Source organism: Microbacterium sp. GQ128, assembly GCF_059758615.1.
The window spans coordinates 276,021-300,739 of the sequence record NZ_JCAXDY010000002.1 but is presented as its reverse complement, the minus strand read 5'-3'; the positions used below and the strand labels follow the sequence as shown (position 1 = coordinate 300,739).

Here is a 24,719-nt window from a genome sequence, read left to right as displayed (position 1 = left end):
CGATCGGGGTCTGAGGTGTGCATCAGGGGGTGAAATCGCGTGATATCTTTGGGAAGTTGAGTTCTTCGGAACGAGACACTCGCGCGAGTGGCGGAATGGTAGACGCGCTGGCTTCAGGTGCCAGTGTCCGTAAGGACGTGGGGGTTCAAGTCCCCCCTCGCGCACAGTAGGCCCTGTTCGTTCTTACAGGCCAATCTGTTCGTAAATATGGGGAGCCGGTCAGAAATATCCTCTGACCGGCTTTTTCTTTGCCAGGATGCAGTCGCCCAGCCTGATCGCTCGATCTAGACTCTGGCGCTCGTCGTCCCTCATCACCGCCTAGTCGCACCGTTCTTCATGCAGAACGGCACCGCGGCTGTCCTCGACTCGGCCGTACGTCGACCCGGACAGCCGTCGTGCGGCGAGATGTGACGGGTCCGGCAGGGCATGTCGCGCTCGAGCGCTCCCACAAGCCGTGCAGTGCGTGCATGGCCGACTTCACTGCCTGGCTTCATCTGATGATCTGCTCGCCTTGCCCGACGGGAGGTGGCTTGTTGTCGAATCGGCTCTCGTCGGCTGCTGAGTCCTGATTCGGCTGCTGAGTCCTGATTCACAAACATACTTAGCGCGGTCTCACGACCACTGCACGAAGGGCCTCGTGTACGCCCACGGTCTCGAGACGTTACTGAAGTCCGCACGAAGCTGCGACCAGGCCTAGAGGATCCTGCTCTTGTGGAGTTCAGAGGGTCGGTGGGAGCCGACCCTCCCGTGTGGCGGCGGCCTCCCCGTCTGCCACTCAGGCTGGCTATCCCAGCCAATCGAGTAGGTGGCCGCGTCTTCCCCAGAGCGTTGGTCACCTACTCCTTCTCCTCGGCGAACGTGCTGCACGCCTTCGTCGTTCCGCCTCGCGGGCTGGACGACTCGGTGCGGAGAGAGATCCGGTATAGGCGTAGCGGGGTTCCAGCGGGCTACCGACTAGATCGTAGGCCAACACTCAATTCGAAGCTCAGCATGCTGGATATTCCTCCAGCGGGCTTTTAAGTGTCCGCACTCGAGCGACTATTTCTATGCACCAAGTGCAGTGGATGAACCTCAGATGGTCCCGCAGCACCGCTCTCGATGTAGCGAGTGTGCATTCCGGGGACTGGCGCCGATCATGCGGCCCATAGATCCCCACCCGTAAAGCCAAGTCGTGGGGAGAACAACCATGTCCGCAGTCCGCCGTATCACACCCGTCGTAGCCTTCGCTGCGGCGGCGGCCGCGCTGGTTGCGACGCCGGCGGCCGGAGCTGATCGCCCCACCCCTGAGCGCTTCGACGTGCAGACCCGCACGGTTCAGCTCTCCAACGTCACCAGCGGGACACAGTACATCTCATTTACGGTTCCCGATTGCGTCACGGAGATCGCATATGTCATGGACGGTGCCGCCGGTGGTGCGAGCCGCAAGACTGGCACTCCTCAGCGTGCTGAGGGCGGTGTCGGGGCCGTGCGCTCCGGAACACTTCGCGTAAATGCCGGCGAGCAACTACGTCTCTATCCGGCACAGCAGGGCTACTCGACGTTGACCGTTTCCGACACCGGAGATGCGGGCGGCGGCGGTGAAATCGGATTTCGCGCCGGTGGGGGCGGCACCGGCAAGGACGATGGCTGGCTCACTCGTCAGAACGCTGGGGCTGGCGGTGGTGCGAGCTCCGCCATCACCCTCGGAGCCACTCCGCTCGTCGTCGCCGCCGGCGGCGGTGGCGCGGGAGGATCATCCTGGAACGCTGCCACTAATACCGGCAAGGGCGGTGCCGGAGACGCTCCCGGGTTTGCGGGCGTCAGTCACCCCGGAAGCGGTGGTCTGCTCAACATAGTGGCGTCTGGCCTCGGCGGAAAGGCGACTGAACCGTCCGGTAACGGAGGTGGCGGCGGTGGCGGTGGTGCCGGCTACGTCGGTGGCGGCGGCGGGCGGGGAACGTCCAGTGGCAGCCAAGGTGGTGGTGGTGGTGCCGGTGGCACCAGTTATGTCGACGCTTCCCGCGTCGGTGCGAGCAGCATCACTGACTTCGGCCTCAGCGCTGCGGATCTGAACCCCGTCGGCGATGGGGCCGTGAAGATCGCCTGGTACGGATGCGCGAGCGTCCTCACGATCAACGGAACCACCACGACCAGCATGGGAACGACTACGCCCGCAGCTGGATGGGCGCACTCGCTCGCCACGACGGCGGCGCTTCGCCCAGGGAGCAACCTGGCCCTCGATGTCGACGGGCGAGCCGATGTCACCCTCGGCGGCTACGCCAGTGCCAGCGTCTCCATTCCCGTCACCGTGACCCAGACAGCACGGGCGGGCTGGGTGATGCGGGACTGGACCACCACCACGATGAACGGGCCATTGGCGACCTGCATCGTGAATGGGGACTCTGCCTCAACGCTCCCGGTGACGAATGTAGACGCGCACTCCTTCCGCATTAGTGTTCCCGCGAACTCGTGGGTCAGCTGCACGTTCGACACGGTCGAAGCATCACCGGGCATGGATGTCATCTCCGACAGCCGCCACCTGCTCACCGGAGCGCTGGACCCGACGTCGGTGACCTCGGGCGACGAGGTCGAGTTCGGTTACACGGTGCGCAATACCGGCAACCTGCCCCTGAACCTCACCGCGACCGACCCCAAGACCCCGGACCTGGCGTGTGCGAAGACCGCACTACTGCCCGGCACCGAGACCCGCTGCGCCGGAACCGCCTCGATCACCCGTGATTGAGAAGCCGGGCAGCACCCGCAATCCCACCCCGATGAAAGGAACGAAGATGACTTCGACCAACCCCACCACCAACCGCAACCGTCGCACCAAGGGCATCATCGCCATCGGCGCTGGAGCTGCGCTCCTTGTCGGCGGCTCCACGTTCGCGCTGTGGACCGCTCAGTCCGACATCGCCGCAGGCTCCGTCACCGCCGGTAACCTCGAGGTCGCCGTCGCTGACGGCGTCTGGAACGACGTTTCCGCCGAGCATGCGACCCCGCTTGCTATCCCGGCCCTGGCCGACTTCCGCATCATCCCCGGAGACGTCATCGAAGGCTCGTTCCCGGTCGATGTCGCCGCCCTCGGCGACAACCTCCTCGCGGACCTCACCGTCGGCTTCACCTCCCCGAGCGGCGAACTCCTCGCCGACCTGGAAGGCGTCACCGTCACGTACTCGATCCTCGATGCAGACGACAACGTGGTTGGAACCGGCGACACGGTTAGCGTCCTGTCTGCTGACAGCGTCGTTGTCTCGCCGGGCGCCATCGTCGTCGACAACCTCCTGGACGGTTCCGCACCGGAGCTCACCGCCGTCGTCACCGCGACGTTCGACGTCAACACGCCCGACCAGGTCCGCACCGCCACCGAGGCGCTCCTCGGTGACCTGAACGTCACGGTCGCGCAGAAGCGCGCCTGACCCCCGCAAGGTGCCCGACGCTCCCCAGCGCTCGGGCATCGCACGGAGCCTCACCCCCTCAGGGCCCGTGCATCGTGTAGGTGCCCTCTCCCCAGGGCCCCGCACACCCGTGCAGCGTTCTCCTTCCCGAGACGCGCACACGGCGCCCGCCCCCTCCCCGGGGCGGGCGCTCTCCCCCACCGAATCGGAGCATCATGAAAGCGAAGATCCTCGCGTTCGCCAGCTGGACGCTGATCGCGCTGCTCGTGGTCGCGGCCCTCGTAGTCGCCGTGCCCCGACTTCTCGGAGGCACCACCCTCACCGTGCTGACAGGCTCCATGCAGCCAGCGATCAACCCAGGTGACGTCGTCGCCGTCATCCCGACCGCGCCCGCCGACCTCTCCCCAGGCGACGTGGTGACATTCCAGCCGAACTCCGGCGATCCGATGCTCATCACGCATCGCATCATCGCCGTGCAGGGCACCAGCACGGATCCCACATTCATCACTCGCGGAGACGCGAACAGCGCAGACGACGAAGAGATCTTCGCCGAACAGGTCCAGGGGTGCGTGCTCTACGTCATCCCCTACATCGGCTGGGTGAACAACATCGTCGGTCCCGCTGCACCGATGCTCGTCATCGCCGCGGCGGTAGCGCTCATCATTGCGGGCGGCTACGCGGCCTTCGCTCCCACCCGTCTACGCCCGCGTCCCCTCGAGGAGGTCTCGCAATGAGAACACGTACACTCGCGCTCACCGCTGCAGGCGTCGCCCTTGCCATCGGGCTGTCAGCGGGCACGGCCGCCGCTTGGATCGGCAGTGATGCCGCCGAAGCCGCCCCGTTCACCTCCGGCGCCCTGACATTGAGCCCTGACACCGTCATGGGGGTCAGTGGACCCCTGTGGTTGGACACCTCCGTGCCGGGGGCGCCGGTCATCATCGACCCGGACACCTTCCTCGCCTCCGCTGGCGATCAGATCCGCATGGGCCAGTACTTCAGCCTCGTCGCAACGGGCGACAACCTCACCTACCGACTCAATGTCCGATGGGACGCGGCGCCGGCGATCACCGAAGGCGTCACGGCCACGTACACATTGACAGAGAATCCCGGTACCGCCTCGCCCATCGTGCACGTTCTGCGAGCAGAGTTGGGTACCTCTGTCACGCTGCCCACCGCCGCCGAGGGCGACCGCAAGTTCCTCCTCGACATCGACCTCCACTACGACGACACCCGCCCCGACCGCACAGAGGCACAGGTGGCGCTCACTGACATCGGACAGGTCAACATCTCGGCCGACCAGATCCGCGAAGGAGGCCAAAGATGACACGCACACGCACCACTCACGTCACGCTAAAGAATCGCCGCCGCACCGCTATCGCCACGACGGCCGGCGCCCTCGGTGCAGCGCTCGTCGCTGTCGCTGTCACGGGTGCAACGTCTGCGCTATGGCGCACGGAACTCACTGCCCAAGCGGCACTCCCCGATGCCGCTGTGCTGTTCACTGTGAACGGAGAGGACGCAACAGCTGCCGCCCCCACCGTCGCCGTCAACTTCGGCGCCGCGGAGACACAGGCTCTACTCGAAGAGGGGCGCGTCGCCCTTCCCATCGAGGTCGAATCTCTCTCGCAAGGAAACCGGGGTCTCCGATACTCGATCACGCTCCCGACAACGCAGGAGACCGACATCCTGCACTGGGCAGATGTGACGGTGTTTCCGGTCACTGCTGAGGCCCAGTGCACCGTCGACACCGAAGCTCCCATCCTGCCGCCCAGCACGTCAACCCCGGTGCCGGCGACATACTCCGACGGCACTACCCCTGTCACCGAACACTGGTGCCTCCAGGCCGAACTCGCACAGCTCCCCGACGTCGGCGTCTACACGTCAACCGCCACCATCACCGGCACACACGCCCTCGGCGACATCGTCGCGACCCAGCCCTGGAACATCGACGTGACCACCGCATTCACTGCCGCGACCGAACCCACGCACCGCGTCGAATTCACCTACGAGACCTTCCGAGACGGAGCCGAACGATGACCGCCAGCATCCTGCTCGCCTCCGCACTCGTCTCCACCCTCACCCTCACGGCTCCTGCGACAGCGTCCACTGAAGCGACCCATGCCCCGGACATCATCGTCATCGACGACCTCGGCATGCACGACCTGCCCACCCATTGGTTCTCCGACGCCACGCTCGTCCCCGGTGACAGCGCGGACCGCACAGTCCTTATTCAGAACGCCCGCCCACACCCGACAACGGTCTCCGTGGCTCTGACGAACATTCAAGCGCCGATGGACGAATCGCTCCTCGCCGACATGAACCTGCGGTGGGGAACCAGCACGGCCAGCGTCGCGGACGTCGCCACTACGCCACCGATCCTTGTCGATGCCGTTGTACTCGCTCCAGGCGAACGCCTGCCCATCAGCATCGGTTACGACTACAGCGTCGACGTCACACGCATCCCCCTGGGCGCCCAAACACTGACCTTCACGATCAGCATCGAGGCAAGCGACGCTGATGCCGGTGCGCGGAGCGACCAAGACGTGAGTCAAGAAACGATCCCCGACCGTATCGGCCACTTAGCCACCACGGGCGCGGAAGCAGGGCCATGGTGGGTATGGGCGCTCCTCGCGAGCGCGGCCGGCTGGTGGGTGATTGCCACGCGTCGGAAGAAGCGTGAGCCGCACGAGGAACCAGCGTCTCTCGAAGCGCCTTTCTAGTCACGCGTCAGTAGTCTCCTCGGTCCGGCTAGCGCTTGTCACGAGGTCATTGCCCGGCCGGGACCCCCGGAGTACGTTCGTTGGAGAATCATGCCCGTATGGAAGAAGGGGCAGATGTTCATCGGCCGAGAAAACGACATCGACCTTGCCGTCTCGTTGCTGCTCGACGGAATGAGCGTTGACGTCATTGGCTCGCGCGGTAGCGGAAGGACCAGCTTCCTGCGCGTTCTGCACATCCGCCTCGAAGAACTCGGACGAGTCGTGATTCACCTCCGGGGAACCGCCGCACTCCGCTCCCACCCGTTCGCGGCCCTATCCATCGCGGGGTTTGCTGCCACGATGAGTGCTCGAGGCCCCTCAGCCATAGGCGACATGGCTGAAAGCATCATTGCTACTGCCGGCGACAGGCCCGCCGTCGTATTGGTCGACGATTGGGATGACCTCGACGACACTTCCTGGGGCGTCATCGATTCGATACGCAGCAGCAGTGGATTCCCGGTCGTCATCAGTCGGCTCCGGGGCGCGACAGTCCGGCAATCGCCCGCCGGCGCGGGAAGCTCCTCCCTTGAGCCGACCTACTTGATCGAGCTGGCAGCACTGGCTTTCGAGCCGATGCAGCGAATCCTTCACGAGCGACTCGGGGGCCTCAGTGATATCAAGACGGCTGCCCGCATTTACTCGAAATCCGGTGGAATCGTCGGTCTCGCCCTCCACATCACCGATATCGCTGTGAAGGAGGAGCGCATCGTCCGGGGTGAGGATGGGCGATGGGTCGCCGTCAAGGAACTGTGGAGTCCGGCACTACGCAGCGTCCTCGAGGGCCATCTGGAATCGCTCAGTCCCCAGGAGCGTGATGCCGTGCACCTTCTCGCTCTCATCGGTGTAGCCGATGTTGAAACGGCTCGTGGGCTCATGGACTGGGGCATCGTGGAAATGCTCGAAGAGATTGGGCTCGTGCAGTTCACCAACGATGAAGACCGTCAGTTCCTCGCGCTCACTCCGCCGCTCATCGTCGACTACATTCGTCACGAGCCGCGTACCGCCCGGCATCTGCGCCTCACCGAACTGATCGTCGAGCGCATCGGCGCAGACAGTCCCCTCGCCGTGGCTGCAGCGAGCTCCGGCAGCCGCGCATTGGGCGCGGCGCCCAACAACGCTGTGTTCAGTCGGATGCTGCACGAACGCATTCGCTCGCACCGCTTGCTCACCGAAGCGCGATGGCGCGCCCGTCCGGAACCCGCCGAAGCAGTGGAGCACATTCGCTTTCTGCTGCAGTCCACCGCCGCCCACGACGTCGTCCAATACGTCTTCGACAACACCGATATGACCACAGGTGATGAGCAGTCGCACACCGACCTCCAGGTCATGCGCGCGAAATGGGTAGCGTTCGCGCAGAGGGACACGGACCGGGCGCTACAGCTCTTGACGGTGACCGCAGACACGCCACCCGACAAGGCAGGGGAGTTCACTGCCGCGGCGGTCTGGATCCAGGCAAGCGTGTCCAGCATCACGGATCCCGTGACCAACGCCCTCGTCGCCACGCGCCCAACCGCGACCAGCGCTCGCGCAGCCGTCATCGAAGCACGCCTCTACGTTGCAGTAATCCAGGGCCGTTTCGCGGATGCGAGAGCACTGGCTGGCGAAATCTCGGCGCTCGATCCGGATCGCCGACGCCACATCTCCTGGGCGCTTCATGCGTACGCGCTCACCGGTCAGGGTCGTGTGAGCGAGGCCATCGAAGTCGCTACGAACGGCATGAACGTCGCTCATGCGCGCCTGGATCTCGACGCCCTTCGCGTTTACGGGTCGGCGGCTGTTCTCGCACACATATTCGTCGGCGATTTCGACGCCGTCGACCGAATCCTGGACACGCTGCTCGCGACCGGCGACTCCTACACCCTTCCGCGCGGCTACCAGATCTCCGTCCTCAACGTCGCCTCCGTCGCCGCACTCCGTCGTGGCGACGTGCCCCAGGCCGAAAGATACGTCGAAGAGATCAGTGGGCTTGCCACCCCTGATGGCCCGTTGCCGGGTCAGGACACCTGCTGGTCCCGAGCCCACCTACTCGTAGCTGCCGGCCAGCCGCGGGCCGCTGCGAGCGAGATCTGGGCATCATCGGAAGCGCTGTGGGACCGTGGTGCTCGATTCTCAGCCGCTCTCGGGTACATTTCCAGCCTCGAACTCGACCTCGACAAGCAGCGTTACGCGCACGCGCGGTCGCGGATCGCGCGCGTCGAAGGGAGCTTCGTCCACGCTGCCATGGCCTACATCGACGCGCTCTCAGAAGAGGACCCCGATCAGATGCTCACCGCGGCTCGAACCCTGCAAGCTAGCGGACGCATCGCGCTGGCGATCGCTGCGTATCGCGCCGCCACCGACCTATACGGCGGCGCGGAACGGCCTGAAGAAGCGCGACTGGCACGCGAGGAATCGGACGCTCTACTGGGGAGCGACGCCGGGAAGTACTACCGTTCGCTCCACACATCTGCAGCCGCTAGCAAGACGCTTTCCGAAAGGGAGAAGCAAGTCGCTCGGTACGCGGCGGACGGCCTCAGCAACCCGGAGATCGCAGAGATTCTCGTGTTGAGCGTCCGCACGGTGGAAAGCCACATGTACAGAGTGCTTCGCAAGCTCGATCTTTCGCACCGCGGCGAGCTCGCGAGCATTCGCTCGCGGCTCTGATGCGTCTCTGTCGCACGGGCGCAACGTGACAGGGGCGACGCGGTTGCCGTGAGGCTCAAGGCTGCCGGGAATAGGGGAAGACTCGCGCAGAATGCGCATATCGGCAGCGCATCCGATGTGAGCGTGAAAAGGACCCAGTCGGGTTGAGGAAATCTGGCCTCTCCGTCTTCCGGCCGCCGCTCAGGCCCCCGGAAGGTACTGGCTCAGGTGCTCGAACGGCGGCTGGGACGACAGGTGCGACACGGCCGCGGATCCCACCGCGCACGCGGCGGCCAGAGCATCGGCCGGTGCGTGCCCGGCGCGCAGCGCGAGTACGAGCGCCGCGCAGAAGGCGTCGCCCGCCCCGACGGTGTTGACGGCCTCGGCGGGGACGCCGTCGGCCCGGGCGATCTCCTCGCCGCGGCGGTACAGCGCAGCGCCGGCCGCGCCGTAAGTGACCGCGACGAGTTCGGCCTCGGCCAGCTCGGGCATGAGATCCCGCTCGGTCTCGTTCACGATGAACAGGTCGACCCGGCGCAGCAGGGCCTCGGGCAACGGCTGGGCGGGCGCGGCGTTGAGCGCGGTGAAGCCCTCCGCCGAGGCGACGACATCCTCGACCACCGCGAGCGAGATCTCCAGTTGCATGAGCACCGCCTCGTCTGCGCCGAAGGTCACACCGTCCAGCGAGACGTGATCGTTGGCACCGGGGCAGACGGCGATCTGGTTCTCGGCATCCGCGTCGACGACGATGAGCGCGGTTCCGGTGGCGTCATCCACGGTGCGCAGGTCGGTGACGTCGACGCCGGCCCGCTTCATCTCCTCGCGGGTCCAAGACCCGTCGGCGTCATCGCCGACGGCACCGATCATCCGCACTCGTCCGCCGAGCTTCGCCGCGGCGACCGCCTGGTTCGCGCCCTTCCCGCCCAGATCCCGGGAGAGCCGCCCGCCGGCCACCGTCTCGCCGGCCGTGGGAAGGCGATCGACGAACGCGGTCACATCGACGTTCGCGCTGCCGACGACGACGAGGGAGGGAAGCACGGGAGAGGTCATGGCAGCAGCTTTCGGATCGAGCGGAGGCATCGGAACGCGGACATCGCGGCCGACTTGACGTTCATGCTAGAAAGTGTAAACGTTTACGCACGCGCATCTGCAAAGGAGCACCATGACCATTCCCGTCCTTCTCGACTGCGATCCCGGCCACGACGACGTCTTCGCCATCTGGCTCGCGGCCGGAAACGACGCCATCGACCTGCGGGGTGTGACGACCGTAGGCGGCAACGGCTACCTCGAGCACACCACCCGGAACGCGCGGATCGCGCTCACCGTCGCCGGCGTGACGGACGTGCCGGTCGCCGCCGGTGCCGACAAGCCCCTCGTGCGAGAGCTGACCCCGGGCGCGTGGATCCACGGCGAGAACGCGCTGGGTGGACCGGTCCTCCCCGAGCCGACGGTGCCGCTCGACCCGCGCCACGCCGTGCAGTTCCTCGCCGACACCCTCGCCGCCTCGCCGGAGCCGATCACCGTGATCCCGACCGGCCCGCTCACCAACATCGCGCTGCTTCTGCAGCAGCATCCGGATGTCGTCCCCCAGATCAAGGAGATCATCTGGATGGGTGGCTCGACCGGCCGGGGCAACGTCGGCGCGTACCCGGAGTTCAACGCCTGGGCCGATCCCGAGGCGGCGGCGGTGGTCTTCGCATCCGGCGTGCCGCTCACGATGGTCGGGCTCAACATCTCCCACCAGGCACTGATCACCGAAGACGTGATCCAGCGCATCGGTGCGCTCGGCAACGAGACCTCGGCATTCGGCGTCGAGCTGCTGCGCTTCTTCTGCGGCACGTACGAGAAGGCCGAGGGGATGCCGGAGGGCCCGCTGCACGATCCCATCACCGTCGCCATCGCGATCGATCGGGCCGTCGCCACGATCCAGCGCTGCCACGTCGACATCGAGACGACCGGCGAGTTCACGGCGGGCGCGACCTGCGTCGACCTGCACGACATGCTGGGCAAGGAGCCGAACACCGACGTCGCGATCACGCTCGACGTGCCGAAGTTCTGGGACCTGGTGACGGATGCCGTCGGCGCGCTGGCCTGACGCTCAGCGAGGCGGGGCGGGAGTCGTCGATTCGGCGACCCGCAGACTCGGCGCGAGCCGACGGAGGACGAACGGGGCGTCGGGGTCTTCCATCCGTCGCACGAGTGCCTCCGTCGCCTCGCGCGCGAGTTCGTCGAAAGGCTGGACCACAGTGGTCAGCCGTGGCTCGCAGACGTCGGCGAGCATCGTGCCGTCGAACCCGGTGACCTGCACGTCGGCGGGCACGCTCCTGCCCGCACGCTTCAGTGCGGCGATCGTGCCGGCCGCGACGAGGTCGTCTCCCGCGATGATCGCGTCGGGAAGCGGGCCCCGTGCCAGCAGTGCTTCCGCAGCGCTCTCGCCGAACGACAGCAGGTACTCGCCGAAGATGTTCTCCTCCGCGGGCAGGGCACGCGTGCGCACCGTCTCCTCGAAGGCGGCTCGCCGCTCTCGACCCACCGAGGTGACGTCGTTGCCCGAGACGAGCACGACCCGTCGCGCGCCGCGGGACGTGACGTGCTCCACGGCGAGGTCGATGCCGGCATCGTTGTCGACCCCGACGAAGTCGATCGAAAGATCGAGCACATGCCGGTCCAGCTGCACGAGCGGGACCCTCCGTGCGGTGTCGGCGACGGCCTCGAACGAGAGTTCGGCATCGGCGGGCACGACGAAGATGCCTTCGACGCGCCGCTCGACCAGCATGCGCAGACGGTCGCGCTCGCGGTCGGCATCGCCGTGCGAGTCCGCGATGACGAGGTCGAGACCGCGGCGCTGCAGGTGGTCCTCGAGGCGGTGTATGAGCTCACCGTAGAAGGGATTGCTGATGACCGGGACGACCACGCCGATGGTGGCGCCGGTGCCGGCGCGCAGCCCACGACCGATGAGGTTGACCCGGTAGCCCAGCTGCTCGGCCACCTGTGCGACATGCTCGGCCGTGCGTCCGGACACGCGGTCCTTGCCGTTGAGGGCCCGCGAGACCGTCGCGATGGAGACACCGGCGGCGGCGGCGACCTCGTGCAGCGTGACGGACGCCTTCTTCATCACGACCTCGATCTCCCCCGGCGCCGCTGTGGCACCACGACTCAAAGATAGAGCGTGCGTAAAGGATTACGCACGCGAACAGCCAACGATTCGACACGAAGAAGTGAGTAATGACCAATCACACAGAAGCGGTTCGCACCCGGACGAGCGTGGTGTCGCTGATGATCGCGCTCCTCGCGGCCTGCCTCGCCTTCCAGCTCAACGCCAGCATGCTGAGCCCCGCGCTGGTGACGATGGAGCGCGAACTCGATGCGACGGCATCCGAGATCGCGGCGACGCAGACGGTGTTCTTCACCGCCGCCGCCCTCTTCACCCTGTTCCTTCCCCGACTCGGCGACCTGATCGGACGCCGTCGCGTCCTCGTCGGCATGCTCGTGGTCATGGCCGTGGGCTGCGTCGTCGCGGCGCTGGCCACCAACGTCCCGATGCTGTTCATCGGCCGCCTGATCCAGGGCGTCTCGGGACCCGTCGTCCCGCTCTGCCTGATCATGCTGCGTGCAGCCGTCAAGGACCCGAAGGTGTACGGCACCCTGCTCGGTGTCGTCACCGCGGTCAACGGGGGCATCGCGGGCGGCGACGCGCTGCTCGGCGGATATCTGGCGACGAACCACGGCTTCGCCTCGATCTTCTGGACCATGGCGGGCGTGGCCGTCGCCGCGGCACTCGTCGTGCGCTTCCTCGCCCCCGAGACGATGGCCGAGGACCGCCCGCGGATGGACTGGTGGGGATCGCTGCTGCTGGTCGTCTCGGTCGGTTCGATGCTCGTCGCGCTGAACGAGCTCGGGAAGCTCGCCGCTGCGGACCTGATCCTCGTGATCGTCCTCGCCGTGGTCGCCGTCGTGTCGTTCCTCTCCTTCTGGAAGCTCGAGGGCAGGCTCGATCATCCGCTCGTCTCGATCCCCCAGCTGAAGCAGCGCGCCACATGGGCTTTGAGCGCCACGTCGCTCCTCACTCTCTCCGGGATCTTCGCGATCATGAACGGCGTCGTGCCGGCCCTCGCGCAGGACTCCTCGATGAACCTCATGATGAGCGCCGAAGAGGTGTCGCTGTGGATCCTCATGCCGTACGCCCTCGCCGGCCTGCTGATGGGGCCGCTCAGCGGAAGGCTCGCCGCCACGGTCGGGTACCGGACGATGCTGCGCATCGGCCTCGGGGGCACGATCGTGGTGCTCGGGCTCATGGTCGCCAACGTCGAGACCGCCTCGCGTCTCGTCCTGCTGCTGCTCTCCGTCGCCGTCGGCATCACCTACGCCGGGATCGGGAACATCATGCTCAACGGCCTGGGCGTCGTCCTCTCGCCGAAGGAGCGCCCCGGGTCGCTTCCCGGGTTGAACACCGGTGCCATCAACCTCGGAGCGGGACTGAGCTTCGTCGTGATCTACGCCGCCCAGACCTCGTTCGCCTCGGACTCGGCGGGAGCGGGTGCCGGATACGTCGCCGCATTGGTCACCGGTGCCGTCGTGCTCGTCGGAGCGCTGGTCTTCTCGATGTTCATCCCGAAGCCGGTGCACGCCGAGCTGATCTGACGGGAGCGGCTTCTCCACACACGGGATGCCCGGCCGGCGCGGTGACGCGGCGGCCGGGCATCTCTGTACCGTTGCGCTCTCCGGACACCGAGCTATACTGAACAATAGATCACCAGCCCGCACTATTGTTCGGAGTTCAGTGTGCAGAGCCGCACTCGCATCATCCTCGGCGTCGACGCCGGCACCACCTCGGTGAAGACCGTCGCCTTCGATCTCGACGGTCGCATCGCGAGCGTGTCCCGCTCGAGCGTCCGCGTGCAGCGTGCCGAGGACGGGCGCGCCGAAGCAGACATGAACCACATCTGGGACGCCGCGGCCTCCACCATCGCGGCGGTGGTCGACGACATCGGCGACGCCGAGATCGTGGCGATCGGCGTGACCGGTCAGGGCGACGGCGCCTGGCTGGTCGATGCCGACGGTCGACCCGCCGGCCCCGCAGCCCTCTGGCTGGACGGACGCGCGCACGCGAGGCTCGACGACTGGCTCGACGACGGTCGGGCCGCCGCCGTGCACGACGCCACGGGCTCTCCGCTCTTCTCCGGCGCGCTCCCGATCCTCATCGACGAGCTGATGGCGGCGGATCCGACCCTGCGTGAGCGGGCCGCGACCCAGCTGAACTGCAAGGACTGGCTGCGCTTCAAACTCACCGGCAATCGAGCGACTGACCCCAGTGAAGCATCCCGCACATACCTCGACACCGCGGCCGGGGCGTACGCCGAAGAGCTGTTCGCCGCACTCGGGCAGGAGCGCGTGCGCGAGTATCTGCCGGAGGTGCTCGATCCGCAGCACATCGCCGGTACGGTCGAGCCGAGAGTGGCTGCGGCGCTGGGGCTCCCGGAGGGACTGCCCGTCGTGGTCGGGGTCGTCGACACGGCGGCTGCCGGTGTCGGACTCGGCGTGCTCGACGACGGCCGCGGCTACGCCATCCTCGGCACGACGAGCCTCGTCGGCATCAACCACGCCTCACGTGCCGACGTCCGCAGCGAATCGAGCATCGTCCTCGCCACCGGACGCGGCACCCAGGTGCTCGAGTCGATGGCCCCGATGACCGGCACCCCGAACCTCGACTGGGTGCGCGCCACGCTCGGGCTGGGCGACGAGGACTGGGTCGTCGTCGAGAAGCAGGCCGTCGCGGTCGCGCCGGGCAGCGGGGGCGTGATCTACCTCCCCTACGGCGCCCCGAGCGGCGAACGCGCGCCGTTCTTCGCCCCCGACGCCTCGGCCTCCTGGCTCGGGATGAGCGTCACCACGACGCCGGGCCAACTGCTGCGGAGCGTCTACGAGGGCCTGGCGTTCAGCCTGCGCGAGTCCACGGAGGCCCTGGGGCTGGAAGGCCCCCTGCTCATCTGCGGAGGGGGCTCCGATTCGGAGCTGCTGTGCACGATCCTGGCCGACGTCCTGGCGCGCGACATCGTGCGTCAAGATGAACCGGAGGTGGGCGCCCGCGGTGTCGCCACGCTCGCGATGGCAGCGATCGGACTCGCCGACGACCTGCACGACGCGTCGAGCCGGCTGGCGCCGTCGACCACGATGTTCTCTGCGGACCCCGCCCGAACCGCCCTGTACGACGAGGCGTACGCGCTCTTCCTCGCGACCCGCGATGCCCTGCGTCCGCACTGGAGCGGGCTCCGCCGCCTCCGCGAGAGCGCCGAGCAGCATCCCGCCCCGAATCCCCGGCCCACTGACCACCACCTGAAAGAAGACACATGACTGAGACGTCCCGCCCGAAGGTGCTCATCACCGCTCCGTTCGATGCCCGCATCGCCGAATCCCTCGCCGACGCCTTCGACGTCACGCTGGTCGACCCGACCATGGACGGCGGATCGCTCGCCGACCGCGGTGTCGACGATGCACTCGCGGCGGCGGATGTCGTGATCGCCGAGCTCGATGTGGTCGACGAGAGCGCGCTCGCGAAGGCTCCGGCGCTCAAAGCCGTGGTCTCCTGTCGCGCGAAGCCGGCGAACGTCGACCTCGATGCGTGCACGGCGCGCGGCATTCCCGTCTTCACCACTCCCGGCCGCAATGCCGGGGTCACCGCCGATCTCAGCTTCGCGCTGCTCCTCGCCACCGTGCGCAAGGTGAGCGAGTCGGAGCGCTGGCTGCGCGCCGGCAACTGGACCGAGCGCGACGTCTTCGAGCCGTACGAGATCTTCCGCTCGATCGGCCTCGACGGGCGCACTCTGGGCGTGCTCGGCGGTGGGGCCGTCGGCCGCCGCATGGTCGCCCGTGCTCGCGGCTTCGGCATGACCGTCAAGGTGTACGACCCGTTCCTCGCCCCCGACGCGTTCGGCGACGAAGCCAGCGTCGTGCCGCTCGACGAGGTGCTCTCGACCTCCGACATCGTCACCGTGCACGTGCCGCTGATGCCTGAGACCGAGGGGCTGCTGGGTGAGCGCGAGCTCGCGCTGCTGCGCCCCGACGCGTTCCTGATCAACGCCGGTCGCGCGGCGATCATCGACGAGCAGGCGCTGATGACCGTGCTCCGCGAGGGTCGGATCGCGGGCGCCGGCTTCGACGTCTTCTACCAGGAGCCGCTCCCGCACGACCACGAGCTGTTCACGTTCGACAACGTCACGATGACGCCGCACATCGCGGGAGCATCGGATGACGTCATCGTCGAGCACTCCCGGATCGCGGCGGCCGCACTGGGTGCCTGGGCCGCCGGTCAGCGCGTCCCCGGCACGGCCAACGAGAAGGCGCTCGCCGCGGTCGGCTGAGACGTCCGGGACCGAGGTGCGGACCGTGCGGCGCGGTCCGCACCTCGGCGCGCTCAGTCGAGCAGTGCCGTGACGGTGTTCGAGTCGGTCACGAGCATGTTCACCATGCCGCTGGCGAGGGCGGTGCGCACGGATTCGAGCTTCGCCGCGCCCGCCGCGATGGCGAGACGATGGGGGATGGCCCGCAGCTGGTCGAGGTCGAGTCCGACGACGCGGGAGTCGAGTTCGCCGCGGACCGGTGTTCCGTTCGCATCGAAGAAGCGTCCGCCGATGTCGCCGATCGCGCCCGCCGCGTGGAGTTCGGCGCGCTCCTCGTCGCTCAATGAGCCGTAGAGCAGGCCGCGGGTGTCCTGGGTGCTCCCGATGCCCACGATCAGGGTGCTCGCCTGCGCGGCTCGGGTGAGCACGTCGCGAACGCCGGGGTCGGCATACGCGCTCTCCGCGGCCTGCGGTGTCGCGGCGACCAGCGGGGCGGGGAGATGGAACGCGGAGCCGTCGGTGCGGCGGGCCAGCGCGAGGGTGAGTTCGTGCGGGTTGGCGCCGTTCGCGAGACCACTGCTCGATCCGGTGAGCGGCACGAAGCGCGCCCCGAGTGAGCGGGCGGGGAAGGCGTCGACCACCGCGGCGACCGCCGTGGAGAGGCCCATCGCCACCGTGGTGTCCTTGTCGATGACGCTCGCCAGCGCCTCTGCGCCGACCGTCGCCATCGCGCGGGAAGCCTTCCCGGGGTCGTCCACACTCGGGGCGATCCAGGCCTGTCGCAGCCCGAACCGGTTCAGCAGCGCCTGCTCCTCGGCGGCGAACAGCGACTCCTCCACGTGCACGATGATCTCGACCATGCCGCTGTCGCGGGCCTCGGCGAGCAACCGCGTCACGCGGACGCGGGACAGCCCGAGTGCGTCGGCGATCTCCTGGTGCGTGAGCCCCAGCTCGTAGTACATGCGCGCCACGCGACCCATCAGCATGCTGAACATCCTCCCACGCCGACTCCTCCGGCCCTGCTTGACAATTCCGCGACGCGTGCCCAAGATGTCCTTGGGCATTCGTTCACGATGCTGAACAAATGTACACCACATCCCGAAATCTCTACGCGCTCAACGAGGAGACACCCATGGTCACCCCCGCATCACCTCCCGCCGAGGGCCGCTTCGCGCGCCTCCTCAGCTCTCAGGGCATCTCGCGGCCCATCGCCTGGGGCTTCGTCGCCCTGACGATCTTCATGATCGGCGACGGCATCGAGGCCGGCTTCCTCTCGCCGTACCTCGACGAGCGCGGCTTCGACGGCGGTCAGATCGCCCTGCTCTGGTCGGTCTACGGCATCGTCGTCGCGGTGGCCGCCTGGTTGAGCGGCGCCCTGGCCGAAGCCTGGGGCCCCAAGCGCGTCATGATGCTCGGCTTCGGCATCTGGGTCGTCTTCGAAGTGCTCTTCCTCGTGTTCGGCGTCATGGCCGGCAACTTCGAGATCATGCTCCTCGCCTTCGGAATCCGCGGGCTCGGATACCCGATGTTCGCCTACGGGTTCCTGGTCTGGGTCACGATCGACACCGACGAGCAGGTGATGGGCCGCGCCGTCGGCTGGTACTGGTTCTTCTCCACGCTCGGACTCGGCGTCCTCAGCTCCTACTTCGCCGGGGCCGTCATCCCGATCATCGGCGAGCTCGCGACGCTGTGGATGGCACTCGCCTTCGTGGTCGTCGGCGGAGTGATGGTGCTCGTCCTGTTGCGCAATCCCGTGACCAAGAAGGTCACCGTCGCCAGCAGCGTGAAGGGTGTCGTCAGCTCCCTCACCATCGTCGCGACCAACCCGAAGGTCGGCGTCGGCGGCGTGATCCGCATCATCAACACGCTCTCCTTCTACGCGTTCGTCGTGTTCCTCACGACCTACATGGTCCGTGACGTGGGCTTCGACCTGGCGCAGTGGCAGATCATCTGGGGCACGATGCTCGCCGCGAACGTCGCCGCGAACCTGCTCTCCGGCTACCTCGCCGACTGGATCGGTCGCGTGAACGTGGTCGCCTGGGCCGGCGGCATCGGATGCTTCGTCACGGTGCTCGCCCTGTTCTACGTGCCCACCCTGATCGGACCCAACTTCTGGGTCACGATCGCGATCGCCATCGTTTACGGCCTCGCGCTCGGCATGTTCGTGCCGCTGTCGGCGATCGTCCCGCTGCTCGCACCCAAGAACAAGGCCGCCGCGGTCGCGATCCTGAACCTCGGCGCCGGCCTCAGCCAGTTCATCGGCCCGGTCATCGCCGGTCTCGCCGCCCCCGTCGGCATCGAGGGCACGGTCTGGATCATCGCCGTGCTCTACCTCGTCGGGTTCGGCCTGACGTTCCTGCTGAAGGCGCCCAAGGAGGCGGATGACGTCGTCTCGGCGAACCCCGCCCCGCGCGCCGTCACCGCCTGAATCCCCCACCCTGAAAAGGAGTCACCATGACCACGCGTGTGGAATCCCTCATCGAAGAACTCTCGGCCGTCGGCGTCGACATCGTCGCCCGCGGGCTCGCCCTCGCCTCCGGAGGCAACATCTCGGCCCGCATCGATGAGGACACCTTCGTGGTCACCGGCTCCGGCACCTGGCTCGACAGGCTCACGCCCGAGGACTTCTCGGTCATGAGCCTGTCGGGTGAGGTGATCAGCGGCTCCCCGAGCCCGTCGAGTGAGTGGAAGCTGCATCAGCGCAGCTACGCCACACGATCCGACGTCAACGCGGTGGTGCACGTGCATCCGCAGCACGCCGTGCTGCTCAACGCGCTCGGCCACGACGTGCGACTGATCACCCTCGACCACGCGTACTACGTGCGCTCTGTCGGGACCACTCCCTATTACCCGAACGGATCGGACGAGCTCGCCGACTCCGCGGCGGAACAGGCCGCCCACCACGACTGCATCATCATGGGCCACCACGGCTGCTCCGCGCTCGGAGACTCCGTCAGCATGGCGTTCCGCCGTGCACTCAACCTCGAGGAGGCGGCCACCGCCACCTACCGCGCCCTGCTCCTCGGAGACACCGAGACCGCCTTCCCCGCCGAGGCGCTCGCCGCCCTGCACCACGCCTGAACAGGAGCCGCGATGACGACCGTCCCCCCGCACATCAGCATCGATCCCGACATCAGCGAGGCGACGAAGCGCTTCCTCGCCCAGCCTCCTCGCCTGCTCATCGACGGGGAGCTGGTCGAAGCCCACTCCGGCCGCACCATCGACATCGTCGACCCCGGCACCGGGGCCGTCATCGCCCGATCGGCGGCGGCGGATGCGGTGGACGCCGACCGCGCGGTGCAGGCCGCTCGCCGCGCCTTCGCGCCGGACGCCCCCTGGCGGCGGATGTCGGCACTCGATCGTGGACGGATCATCCTGCGTCTCGCCCGCCTGCTCGAGGAGCGCGCCGACGAGTTCGTCGAGCTCGAGGTGCTCGACGGCGGCAAGCTGAAGGGCGCGGCGGCATCCGTCGATCTGCCGCTCGCGATCAACCACTTCGAGTACTTCGGCGGCTGGCCGTCGAAGATCGAGGGCAACACGATCCCCGTGTCCGTCACGGATGCGATGGTGCGCACCGAGCGTGTCCCGGTCGGCGTCGTCGCCCAGATCGTGCCGTGGAACTACCCGTTGCTGATGGGCGTGTGGAAGATCGCGCCCGCGCTCGCCGCGGGCTGCACCATCGTCATGAAGCCCGCCGAGAACACGCCGCTGTCCCTGCTGCGTCTCGGACAGCTCGCGCTCGAAGCGGGCATGCCGAAGGGCGTCCTCAACATCCTCACCGGGTACGGCGCGGAGGCCGGTGAGGCGCTCGTCGACCACCCCGACGTCGACAAGGTGGCCTTCACCGGGTCGACGGCGGTGGGCACGCGCATCGCGCAGCGGGCCGCACCGATGGTGAAGAGAGTGACGCTCGAGCTCGGCGGCAAGAGCCCGAACATCATCTTCGATGACAGTCCCGTCGAAGAGGCCGCGGCCGCCGCAGCCAGTGCGATCTTCTTCAACGCCGGTCAGGCCTGCGCGGCGGGTTCGCGCCTCTACGTGCAGAAGCGCTCGTACGACGACGTGGTCGGTCGGCTCGCCGACATCGCCTCGTCGATGACGGTCGGCCACGGCTTCGATCCGTCCGCGCAGATCGGGCCGGTCATCTCCCCCCGTCAGCACGAGCGCGTGCTCGGGTACATCGACGGCGCTCAGGAGCAGGGGGCGACGGTCGCCGCGGGAGGATCCGCCTTCCCCGAAGCTGCGATCCCCGGCGGCTACTACATCCGTCCGACCGTGCTGACCGATGTCGACGACACCTTCCGCGCCGTGCGCGAGGAGATCTTCGGCCCCGTCGTGGTGGCGCAGCCCTTCGACGACATCGATGAGATCGCACGCCGGGCGAACGACTCGCCCTATGGTCTCGCGGCGGGTATCTGGACGCGCGATATCGGCAAGGCGAATCGACTCGCACGACTCCTGCAGGCGGGAACCGTCTACATCAACATGTACGGTGCGACCGACGCGGCGGCCCCCTTCGGCGGGTTCAAGATGTCGGGCTACGGCCGGGACATGGGGCACGCCAACCTGGAGTCGTACCTGGAGACGCGCACCGTCTGGACCAACCTCGCCCACTGACGTCGGGCCCCCTCGTGTTCCGGCCGCGCCGGGATCCGGGGGCGAGGGGCCGGCCGATGCGCGGGACCGCGACAAACGAGGGGCGGCTGGCTAGTCTGGCCGGTATGACGGACGAGCCGAAGCCCTCGACCACGGCACGTCCTCGCACCCTGATCCGCGACCAGGTGTACGCCCGGCTGGCTCAGGAGATCGTGACAGGACGCAGGGCGCCGCTCGAGGAGATCCGCAATCAGGAGCTCCAGGCGGAGTACGGGGTCTCCCGCACGCCGATCCGGGAGGCGCTCATCCGGCTCGCCGACGTGGGCCTGGTGGAGATGAGCTCGAACCGCTTCACCCGGGTGGCCCCCATCGATCTCCGGGCGCAGGCGGATCGGGCCGAGGCGGCCGGGGCGCTGATCGCCTATGCCGCGGCGAAGGCCGTGCCGACCCTGACCGACATCCAGCTCGACTCCCTCGATGCCCGTGTGCAGGCGATCCTGGACTCCGATCTCACCCGCGGAGGGATGCCTGACGGGCTGCGGCTCTGGTTCGCGCTGTGGATCGAGGTGATCGAGCTGGCCGACAACACCGTCGTAACCGACATCCTCGATCGCAACCTCGTTCTGCACCTGAGCCGCTCGTTGCAGGATCGTCCGCTCCCCGACTGGCTCGGAGAGCAGCAGCGTGCGCTCGTCGGACCGCTTCGAGCAGCGTTCCGTGCGCGAGACGGGGCTGCCGCCCGTGATGCCGTCTTCGAGATCTTCCGCGTCACGACCGTCGAGCGTCTGCGCGCGGCGATCAACGGCGAATGGCGGCTCCCCGGTGACTAGCGCAGCGTCGGAACCCCGCGCGGGGTCGTCCTCTTTCCTGTCGGTCGAGATCCTCGATCTCGTCGATAAGAAGGAGCTGGACGCGCCGACGCCCGTGCCGACGCGTCTGGAGTCGGTCGTGGAGGCGTTGACCGGCAAGATGGAGACCGGCGAGCTGCTCCCGGGGGCGCCGCTGCGAGTCTCGACGCTCTCGAAGGAACTCGATGTCGCCCCGAACACCGTGCGCGAGGCGATCTCGATCCTGACGGCGCAGCACCTGGTCGAGGCCCGCACGCACAAGTCCTCAGTCGTCGCGACACCGACGCAGGCGGGCTCGCCGCCGTCGTCGCGGAATGCTCCGGTCTGTCGATGCTGGCGGCGACTCTGGGCATCGCGCGGGCGACCTCCGGGGAGCGGGAGGAGTTCCGTGCGGCCGCCGAGCAGGCGATCGCCGCCTGGCGCGCGCCGCTGGTCGAGCACCGCGCCGCATCACGACTCACGTGGAGGCTCTTTCAGCTGCTGGCCTCGTACTCTCGGAATCAGTATCTCGAGGCGATGCACGCCGCCAAGCGCCCCGCCCTCGCGCTCGGGTTCCTGCACCTCGGCAGCGAGCACAACGCCGGGATGGTGAGCAACGCGATCGCTGAGCTCGTCGAAGCGGTCGACGACGAAGCCGCGCACGAGGGAGCGGAGATCGTCGGCGACCTCTACACCTACGTCCTCGACGGCCTCGTGCGGGACTGACCCGTACCGGACTGACCGCGCACTGATATTTCACCGCGGCGGAGGCGTCGTCGATACCGTGAGAACGTCGCCTTCCGAGGGCGGCAGCGCAGCACTCCGACGGTCCCCGCCGTGACGGCGATCTTCCCCGAGATCGCGCATCGACGAGTGCTGTGTTCCGCTCGTTGGCCGCCGTTCCCCACGGCGGCCGGCGGGCGCTCACCCTCCGCCCGAGAGCCGGCGTTCGAGGGTCCGCATCCCTCACCACGCCCGATCAGCGTGACGCGCGAACCGGAGCGAGTTCTCGTCGTTGCGCATGGCGCACGGCGGGGATGCCGAGAGCCCACGCGACGAGGCCGGCTGCGGCGAAACCCGCTCCGAGGATCGCGGACCCCGTCCACCCCCACGTGCTGAACACCAGGGTGGTCGTCGCCGCGCCGACGGCCGACCCCAGCGAGTAGAAGACCATGTAGCCGCCGATGGTGGTGGAGACGCGATCCGGATGCTGCGTGGTCAGGATGTGCTGGTTGCTGACGTGCACGGCCTGCACGGCGAAGTCGAGCACGACGATGCCGACGATCAGCAGAGTCAGTGACCAGGGGAGCTGTGCGATCAGCACCCAGGAGACGACCAGGGCGACCAGGGCCGCACCCGTGACGCGATTCGCCTTGCCGGCATCGGCCCAGCGACCCGCGCGGGTCGCTCCCAGCGCGCCGGTGAGACCGGCCAGACCGAAGAGTCCGATCTGGGTCTCGGTGAGCTGCCACGGCGTGCCCGACAGGGGTAGCGCCATTCCGCTCCAGAGCGTGCCGAAGGAGGCGAAGAGGAAGAAGGCGATCATGCCGCGGCTGAGGAAGACGGGCTCGGTGAGCAGCCGGCCGATGCCTGCGACGAGGTCCGCATAGCGGCGGGAGGGTGGGCGCACGTCGGTGGGGAGCAGTCGAAGTGCGGTGGCCCCCAGCGCGATCGACAGCGCCGCGAGGACGACGTAGATGCTGCGCCACCCCCAGATGTCGGCCAGGACGCCGGCGATGAGTCGCGACCCGAGGATGCCGACGACGACGCCCGACGTCACGAAGCCCAGGTTCCGCCCGCGCTCGCCGGGTTCCGACACCGCGGCGGCGTAGGCCACGGTCGTCTGCACGACGACGGCGAAGATCCCCGTGAGCGCGAGACCGGCGAACGCCACCCCCGCGGTCGGAGCGAATGCGACCGCGAGCATCCCGACGCCCACCAAGCCCAGATGCAGGGCGATCAGGCGCCGCCTGTCGAAGCGGTCGCCGAGGGGGACGAGCAGGACGAGCCCGACGAGGTAGCCCAGCTGTCCCGCCGACACCAGCCAGCCGAGCGCATCGGTCGGCACCTGAAGGTCTCGCCCCATCTGCGCGAGCACGGGCTGCGCGGCGTAGACGGTCGCGACCGCGACGGCGCAGATGGCGGCCAGCAGTGTCTTCATCCTGAGAGTCACGTCGCTCCTTTGGTTGCATATTGCTACCAAAGTGACGGTAGGGCATAATAGTTGCAGATTGCAACTCTTGGAGATCTCATGAGCGATGCTCCCGACCGTCCGCAGTGGACAGATCCGAACTGTCCCGTCGCACGCACCGTCGACCTGGTCGGAGACCGCTGGAGCATGCTGATCATCCGGGACGCCATGGACGGCGCCCGCACCTTCACCGACTTCCAGAAACGCACGGGCATCGCACGGAACATGCTCGCCGACAGGCTCCGCCGCCTCGCCGCATACGGTCTCATCGAGCAGGTCGATGCTCCCCCGGCCAAGCGCAAGCACTACGAGCTCACCCCGGCCGGCGAAGAACTCTTCCCGGTGATCCTGGCCCTTCGGAGCTGGGGTGAGCGCCACGCCTTCGCCGACGGGGAGAAGCACTCGACTCTCGTCGATGACGGAGGCGAGCGTGTGACGGCGCCGGTTCCTGTGGGTACGGATGGGGTGCCGCTGACGAGTCGCAACACCCGCGTCGCGGCGGTGTGAGCCCCGAAGCATCGACCGCCGAAGTACCGTGGAGGCAGACAGCCCGATCACCCCCACTCCGCGGTCGAGGCGCGATGCACGTCTGACCGACGTGCGATAACCGGGGGGTTTCATGACCGACGGCAGGACGACCGACCACAGCACGCCGGACGCCACGATCGACGTGACCCCAGTCGCCGTCGCCACGGCGACCGCATCGTTCGCGATGCGCGTCGTGGAGGGATCATCTCTCGCGCTGAGCAGGGTCAGGATCCCTCCCGGCGGCACGACCGGCGAGCATCGTCACGACTGCCCAATGCTCGTGATCGTCGAGTCCGGTTCCCTCACCCACCATGCCGCCGTCCACGCGGCCGGTACGCGCTTCTACCGCGCAGGAGAGGCGTTCCTCGAGGGTGCCGACCATCTCCACGAGGGCGTGAACGACGGCGCGGAAGACGTGGTCCTGTGGATGGTCGCCCTCGGGCCGGGGTCGTGACACCGATAGTGCCGCCACCGCCTGTGCG

The 24,719-nt window shown here is 67.8% G+C and carries 22 protein-coding genes, 1 tRNA gene and 1 pseudogene; 20 read left to right on the top strand and 4 right to left on the bottom strand.

The genetic code is table 11. The annotated features are described in order from the left end of the window. Positions 1–81: 81 nt before the first annotated feature. The 8 genes from AC6CHX_RS07450 (at position 82) to AC6CHX_RS07415 (ending at position 8,779) form a co-directional block, all read left to right on the top strand. A tRNA-Leu gene (locus tag AC6CHX_RS07450) sits at positions 82–164 on the top strand. Between the two features lie 1,022 nt (positions 165–1,186). Then, the gene (locus AC6CHX_RS07445; RefSeq protein WP_498272284.1) at positions 1,187–2,722 is read left to right on the top strand and encodes a hypothetical protein; all 1,536 of its coding nucleotides are present in this window, start codon (positions 1,187–1,189) and stop codon (positions 2,720–2,722) included. Positions 2,723–2,768: 46 nt separating this feature from the next. After that, on the top strand, positions 2,769–3,398 hold the full coding sequence (locus AC6CHX_RS07440; protein ID WP_498272283.1) for an alternate-type signal peptide domain-containing protein: 630 nt from the start codon (positions 2,769–2,771) through the stop codon (positions 3,396–3,398). A gap of 194 nt (positions 3,399–3,592) precedes the next feature. Beyond that, positions 3,593–4,111 (top strand): signal peptidase I, encoded by a 519-nt coding sequence (locus AC6CHX_RS07435; protein ID WP_498272282.1) that lies wholly within the window; start codon positions 3,593–3,595, stop codon positions 4,109–4,111. Next, positions 4,108–4,701 (top strand): hypothetical protein, encoded by a 594-nt coding sequence (locus tag AC6CHX_RS07430; protein ID WP_498272281.1) that lies wholly within the window; start codon positions 4,108–4,110, stop codon positions 4,699–4,701. Before AC6CHX_RS07435 ends, AC6CHX_RS07430 begins: the two co-directional genes overlap by 4 nt. Beyond that, positions 4,698–5,414 carry a hypothetical protein gene (locus AC6CHX_RS07425; protein ID WP_498272280.1) on the top strand — a complete coding sequence of 239 codons (717 nt, stop codon included), beginning with the start codon at positions 4,698–4,700 and terminating at the stop codon, positions 5,412–5,414. The genes AC6CHX_RS07430 and AC6CHX_RS07425 overlap by 4 nt, the downstream gene beginning before the upstream one ends. Beyond that, positions 5,411–6,097 (top strand): hypothetical protein, encoded by a 687-nt coding sequence (locus AC6CHX_RS07420; RefSeq protein WP_498272279.1) that lies wholly within the window; start codon positions 5,411–5,413, stop codon positions 6,095–6,097. Before AC6CHX_RS07425 ends, AC6CHX_RS07420 begins: the two co-directional genes overlap by 4 nt. A gap of 90 nt (positions 6,098–6,187) precedes the next feature. After that, positions 6,188–8,779: a helix-turn-helix transcriptional regulator gene (locus tag AC6CHX_RS07415; protein WP_498272278.1), complete on the top strand. Its 2,592-nt coding sequence runs from the start codon at positions 6,188–6,190 to the stop codon at positions 8,777–8,779. Positions 8,780–8,959: 180 nt separating this feature from the next. On the opposite strand, the gene AC6CHX_RS07410 is transcribed toward AC6CHX_RS07415, so the two are convergent. Then, complete coding sequence (locus tag AC6CHX_RS07410) at positions 8,960–9,808, bottom strand: ribokinase (protein ID WP_498272277.1); 849 nt, start codon at positions 9,806–9,808, stop codon at positions 8,960–8,962. Between the two features lie 112 nt (positions 9,809–9,920). On the opposite strand from AC6CHX_RS07410, the gene AC6CHX_RS07405 reads away from it, so the two are divergent. Then, positions 9,921–10,853 (top strand): nucleoside hydrolase, encoded by a 933-nt coding sequence (locus AC6CHX_RS07405; RefSeq protein WP_498272276.1) that lies wholly within the window; start codon positions 9,921–9,923, stop codon positions 10,851–10,853. A gap of 3 nt (positions 10,854–10,856) precedes the next feature. On the opposite strand, the gene AC6CHX_RS07400 is transcribed toward AC6CHX_RS07405, so the two are convergent. Beyond that, a complete protein-coding gene (locus AC6CHX_RS07400) occupies positions 10,857–11,918 on the bottom strand; it encodes a LacI family DNA-binding transcriptional regulator (protein WP_498272275.1) in 1,062 nt (353 codons plus the stop codon). 65 nt (positions 11,919–11,983) lie between these two features. On the opposite strand from AC6CHX_RS07400, the gene uriT reads away from it, so the two are divergent. The 3 genes from uriT to AC6CHX_RS07385 all read left to right on the top strand — a co-directional run bounded on the left by uriT (position 11,984) and on the right by AC6CHX_RS07385 (position 16,116). Beyond that, positions 11,984–13,399, top strand: coding sequence for a uridine transporter UriT (gene uriT / locus AC6CHX_RS07395; protein ID WP_498272274.1), 1,416 nt, complete (start codon positions 11,984–11,986; stop codon positions 13,397–13,399). Between the two features lie 141 nt (positions 13,400–13,540). After that, a complete protein-coding gene (locus AC6CHX_RS07390) occupies positions 13,541–15,109 on the top strand; it encodes an FGGY family carbohydrate kinase (protein ID WP_498272273.1) in 1,569 nt (522 codons plus the stop codon). Further along, the gene (locus AC6CHX_RS07385) at positions 15,106–16,116 is read left to right on the top strand and encodes an NAD(P)-dependent oxidoreductase (RefSeq protein ID WP_498272272.1); all 1,011 of its coding nucleotides are present in this window, start codon (positions 15,106–15,108) and stop codon (positions 16,114–16,116) included. Before AC6CHX_RS07390 ends, AC6CHX_RS07385 begins: the two co-directional genes overlap by 4 nt. A gap of 53 nt (positions 16,117–16,169) precedes the next feature. Here the strand turns inward: AC6CHX_RS07385 and AC6CHX_RS07380 are convergent, their stop codons facing one another. Beyond that, the gene (locus AC6CHX_RS07380; protein ID WP_498272271.1) at positions 16,170–17,081 is read right to left on the bottom strand and encodes a sugar-binding transcriptional regulator; all 912 of its coding nucleotides are present in this window, start codon (positions 17,079–17,081) and stop codon (positions 16,170–16,172) included. Positions 17,082–17,179: 98 nt separating this feature from the next. Between AC6CHX_RS07380 and AC6CHX_RS07375 the strand changes: the two genes are divergently transcribed. The 6 genes and pseudogenes from AC6CHX_RS07375 (at position 17,180) to AC6CHX_RS07350 (ending at position 22,244) form a co-directional block, all read left to right on the top strand. Beyond that, positions 17,180–18,523 carry an MFS transporter gene (locus AC6CHX_RS07375; RefSeq protein WP_498272270.1) on the top strand — a complete coding sequence of 448 codons (1,344 nt, stop codon included), beginning with the start codon at positions 17,180–17,182 and terminating at the stop codon, positions 18,521–18,523. A gap of 26 nt (positions 18,524–18,549) precedes the next feature. Further along, entirely contained in the window at positions 18,550–19,176 is a 627-nt protein-coding gene (locus AC6CHX_RS07370; protein WP_372467790.1) for a class II aldolase/adducin family protein, read from the top strand. Between the two features lie 12 nt (positions 19,177–19,188). Further along, the gene (locus tag AC6CHX_RS07365) at positions 19,189–20,712 is read left to right on the top strand and encodes an aldehyde dehydrogenase family protein (protein WP_498272269.1); all 1,524 of its coding nucleotides are present in this window, start codon (positions 19,189–19,191) and stop codon (positions 20,710–20,712) included. A gap of 104 nt (positions 20,713–20,816) precedes the next feature. Continuing rightward, positions 20,817–21,521: a GntR family transcriptional regulator gene (locus tag AC6CHX_RS07360; protein WP_498272268.1), complete on the top strand. Its 705-nt coding sequence runs from the start codon at positions 20,817–20,819 to the stop codon at positions 21,519–21,521. Next, positions 21,436–21,801 (top strand): annotated as a pseudogene (locus AC6CHX_RS07355) (GntR family transcriptional regulator); the annotation flags it as partial. The gene AC6CHX_RS07360 and the pseudogene AC6CHX_RS07355, both read left to right, overlap by 86 nt. Before the next feature lie 68 nt (positions 21,802–21,869). Beyond that, positions 21,870–22,244 (top strand): hypothetical protein, encoded by a 375-nt coding sequence (locus AC6CHX_RS07350; RefSeq protein WP_498272739.1) that lies wholly within the window; start codon positions 21,870–21,872, stop codon positions 22,242–22,244. Positions 22,245–22,497: 253 nt separating this feature from the next. On the opposite strand, the gene AC6CHX_RS07345 is transcribed toward AC6CHX_RS07350, so the two are convergent. Then, positions 22,498–23,679: an MFS transporter gene (locus AC6CHX_RS07345; RefSeq protein WP_498272267.1), complete on the bottom strand. Its 1,182-nt coding sequence runs from the start codon at positions 23,677–23,679 to the stop codon at positions 22,498–22,500. A 90-nt stretch (positions 23,680–23,769) separates the two neighbouring features. Here AC6CHX_RS07345 and AC6CHX_RS07340 point away from each other — a divergent pair, with 90 nt between their 5' ends. Next, the gene (locus AC6CHX_RS07340; RefSeq protein WP_498272266.1) at positions 23,770–24,216 is read left to right on the top strand and encodes a winged helix-turn-helix transcriptional regulator; all 447 of its coding nucleotides are present in this window, start codon (positions 23,770–23,772) and stop codon (positions 24,214–24,216) included. Between the two features lie 112 nt (positions 24,217–24,328). Further along, the gene (locus AC6CHX_RS07335; protein WP_498272265.1) at positions 24,329–24,691 is read left to right on the top strand and encodes a cupin domain-containing protein; all 363 of its coding nucleotides are present in this window, start codon (positions 24,329–24,331) and stop codon (positions 24,689–24,691) included. The last annotated feature ends 28 nt before the right edge of the window (positions 24,692–24,719 follow it).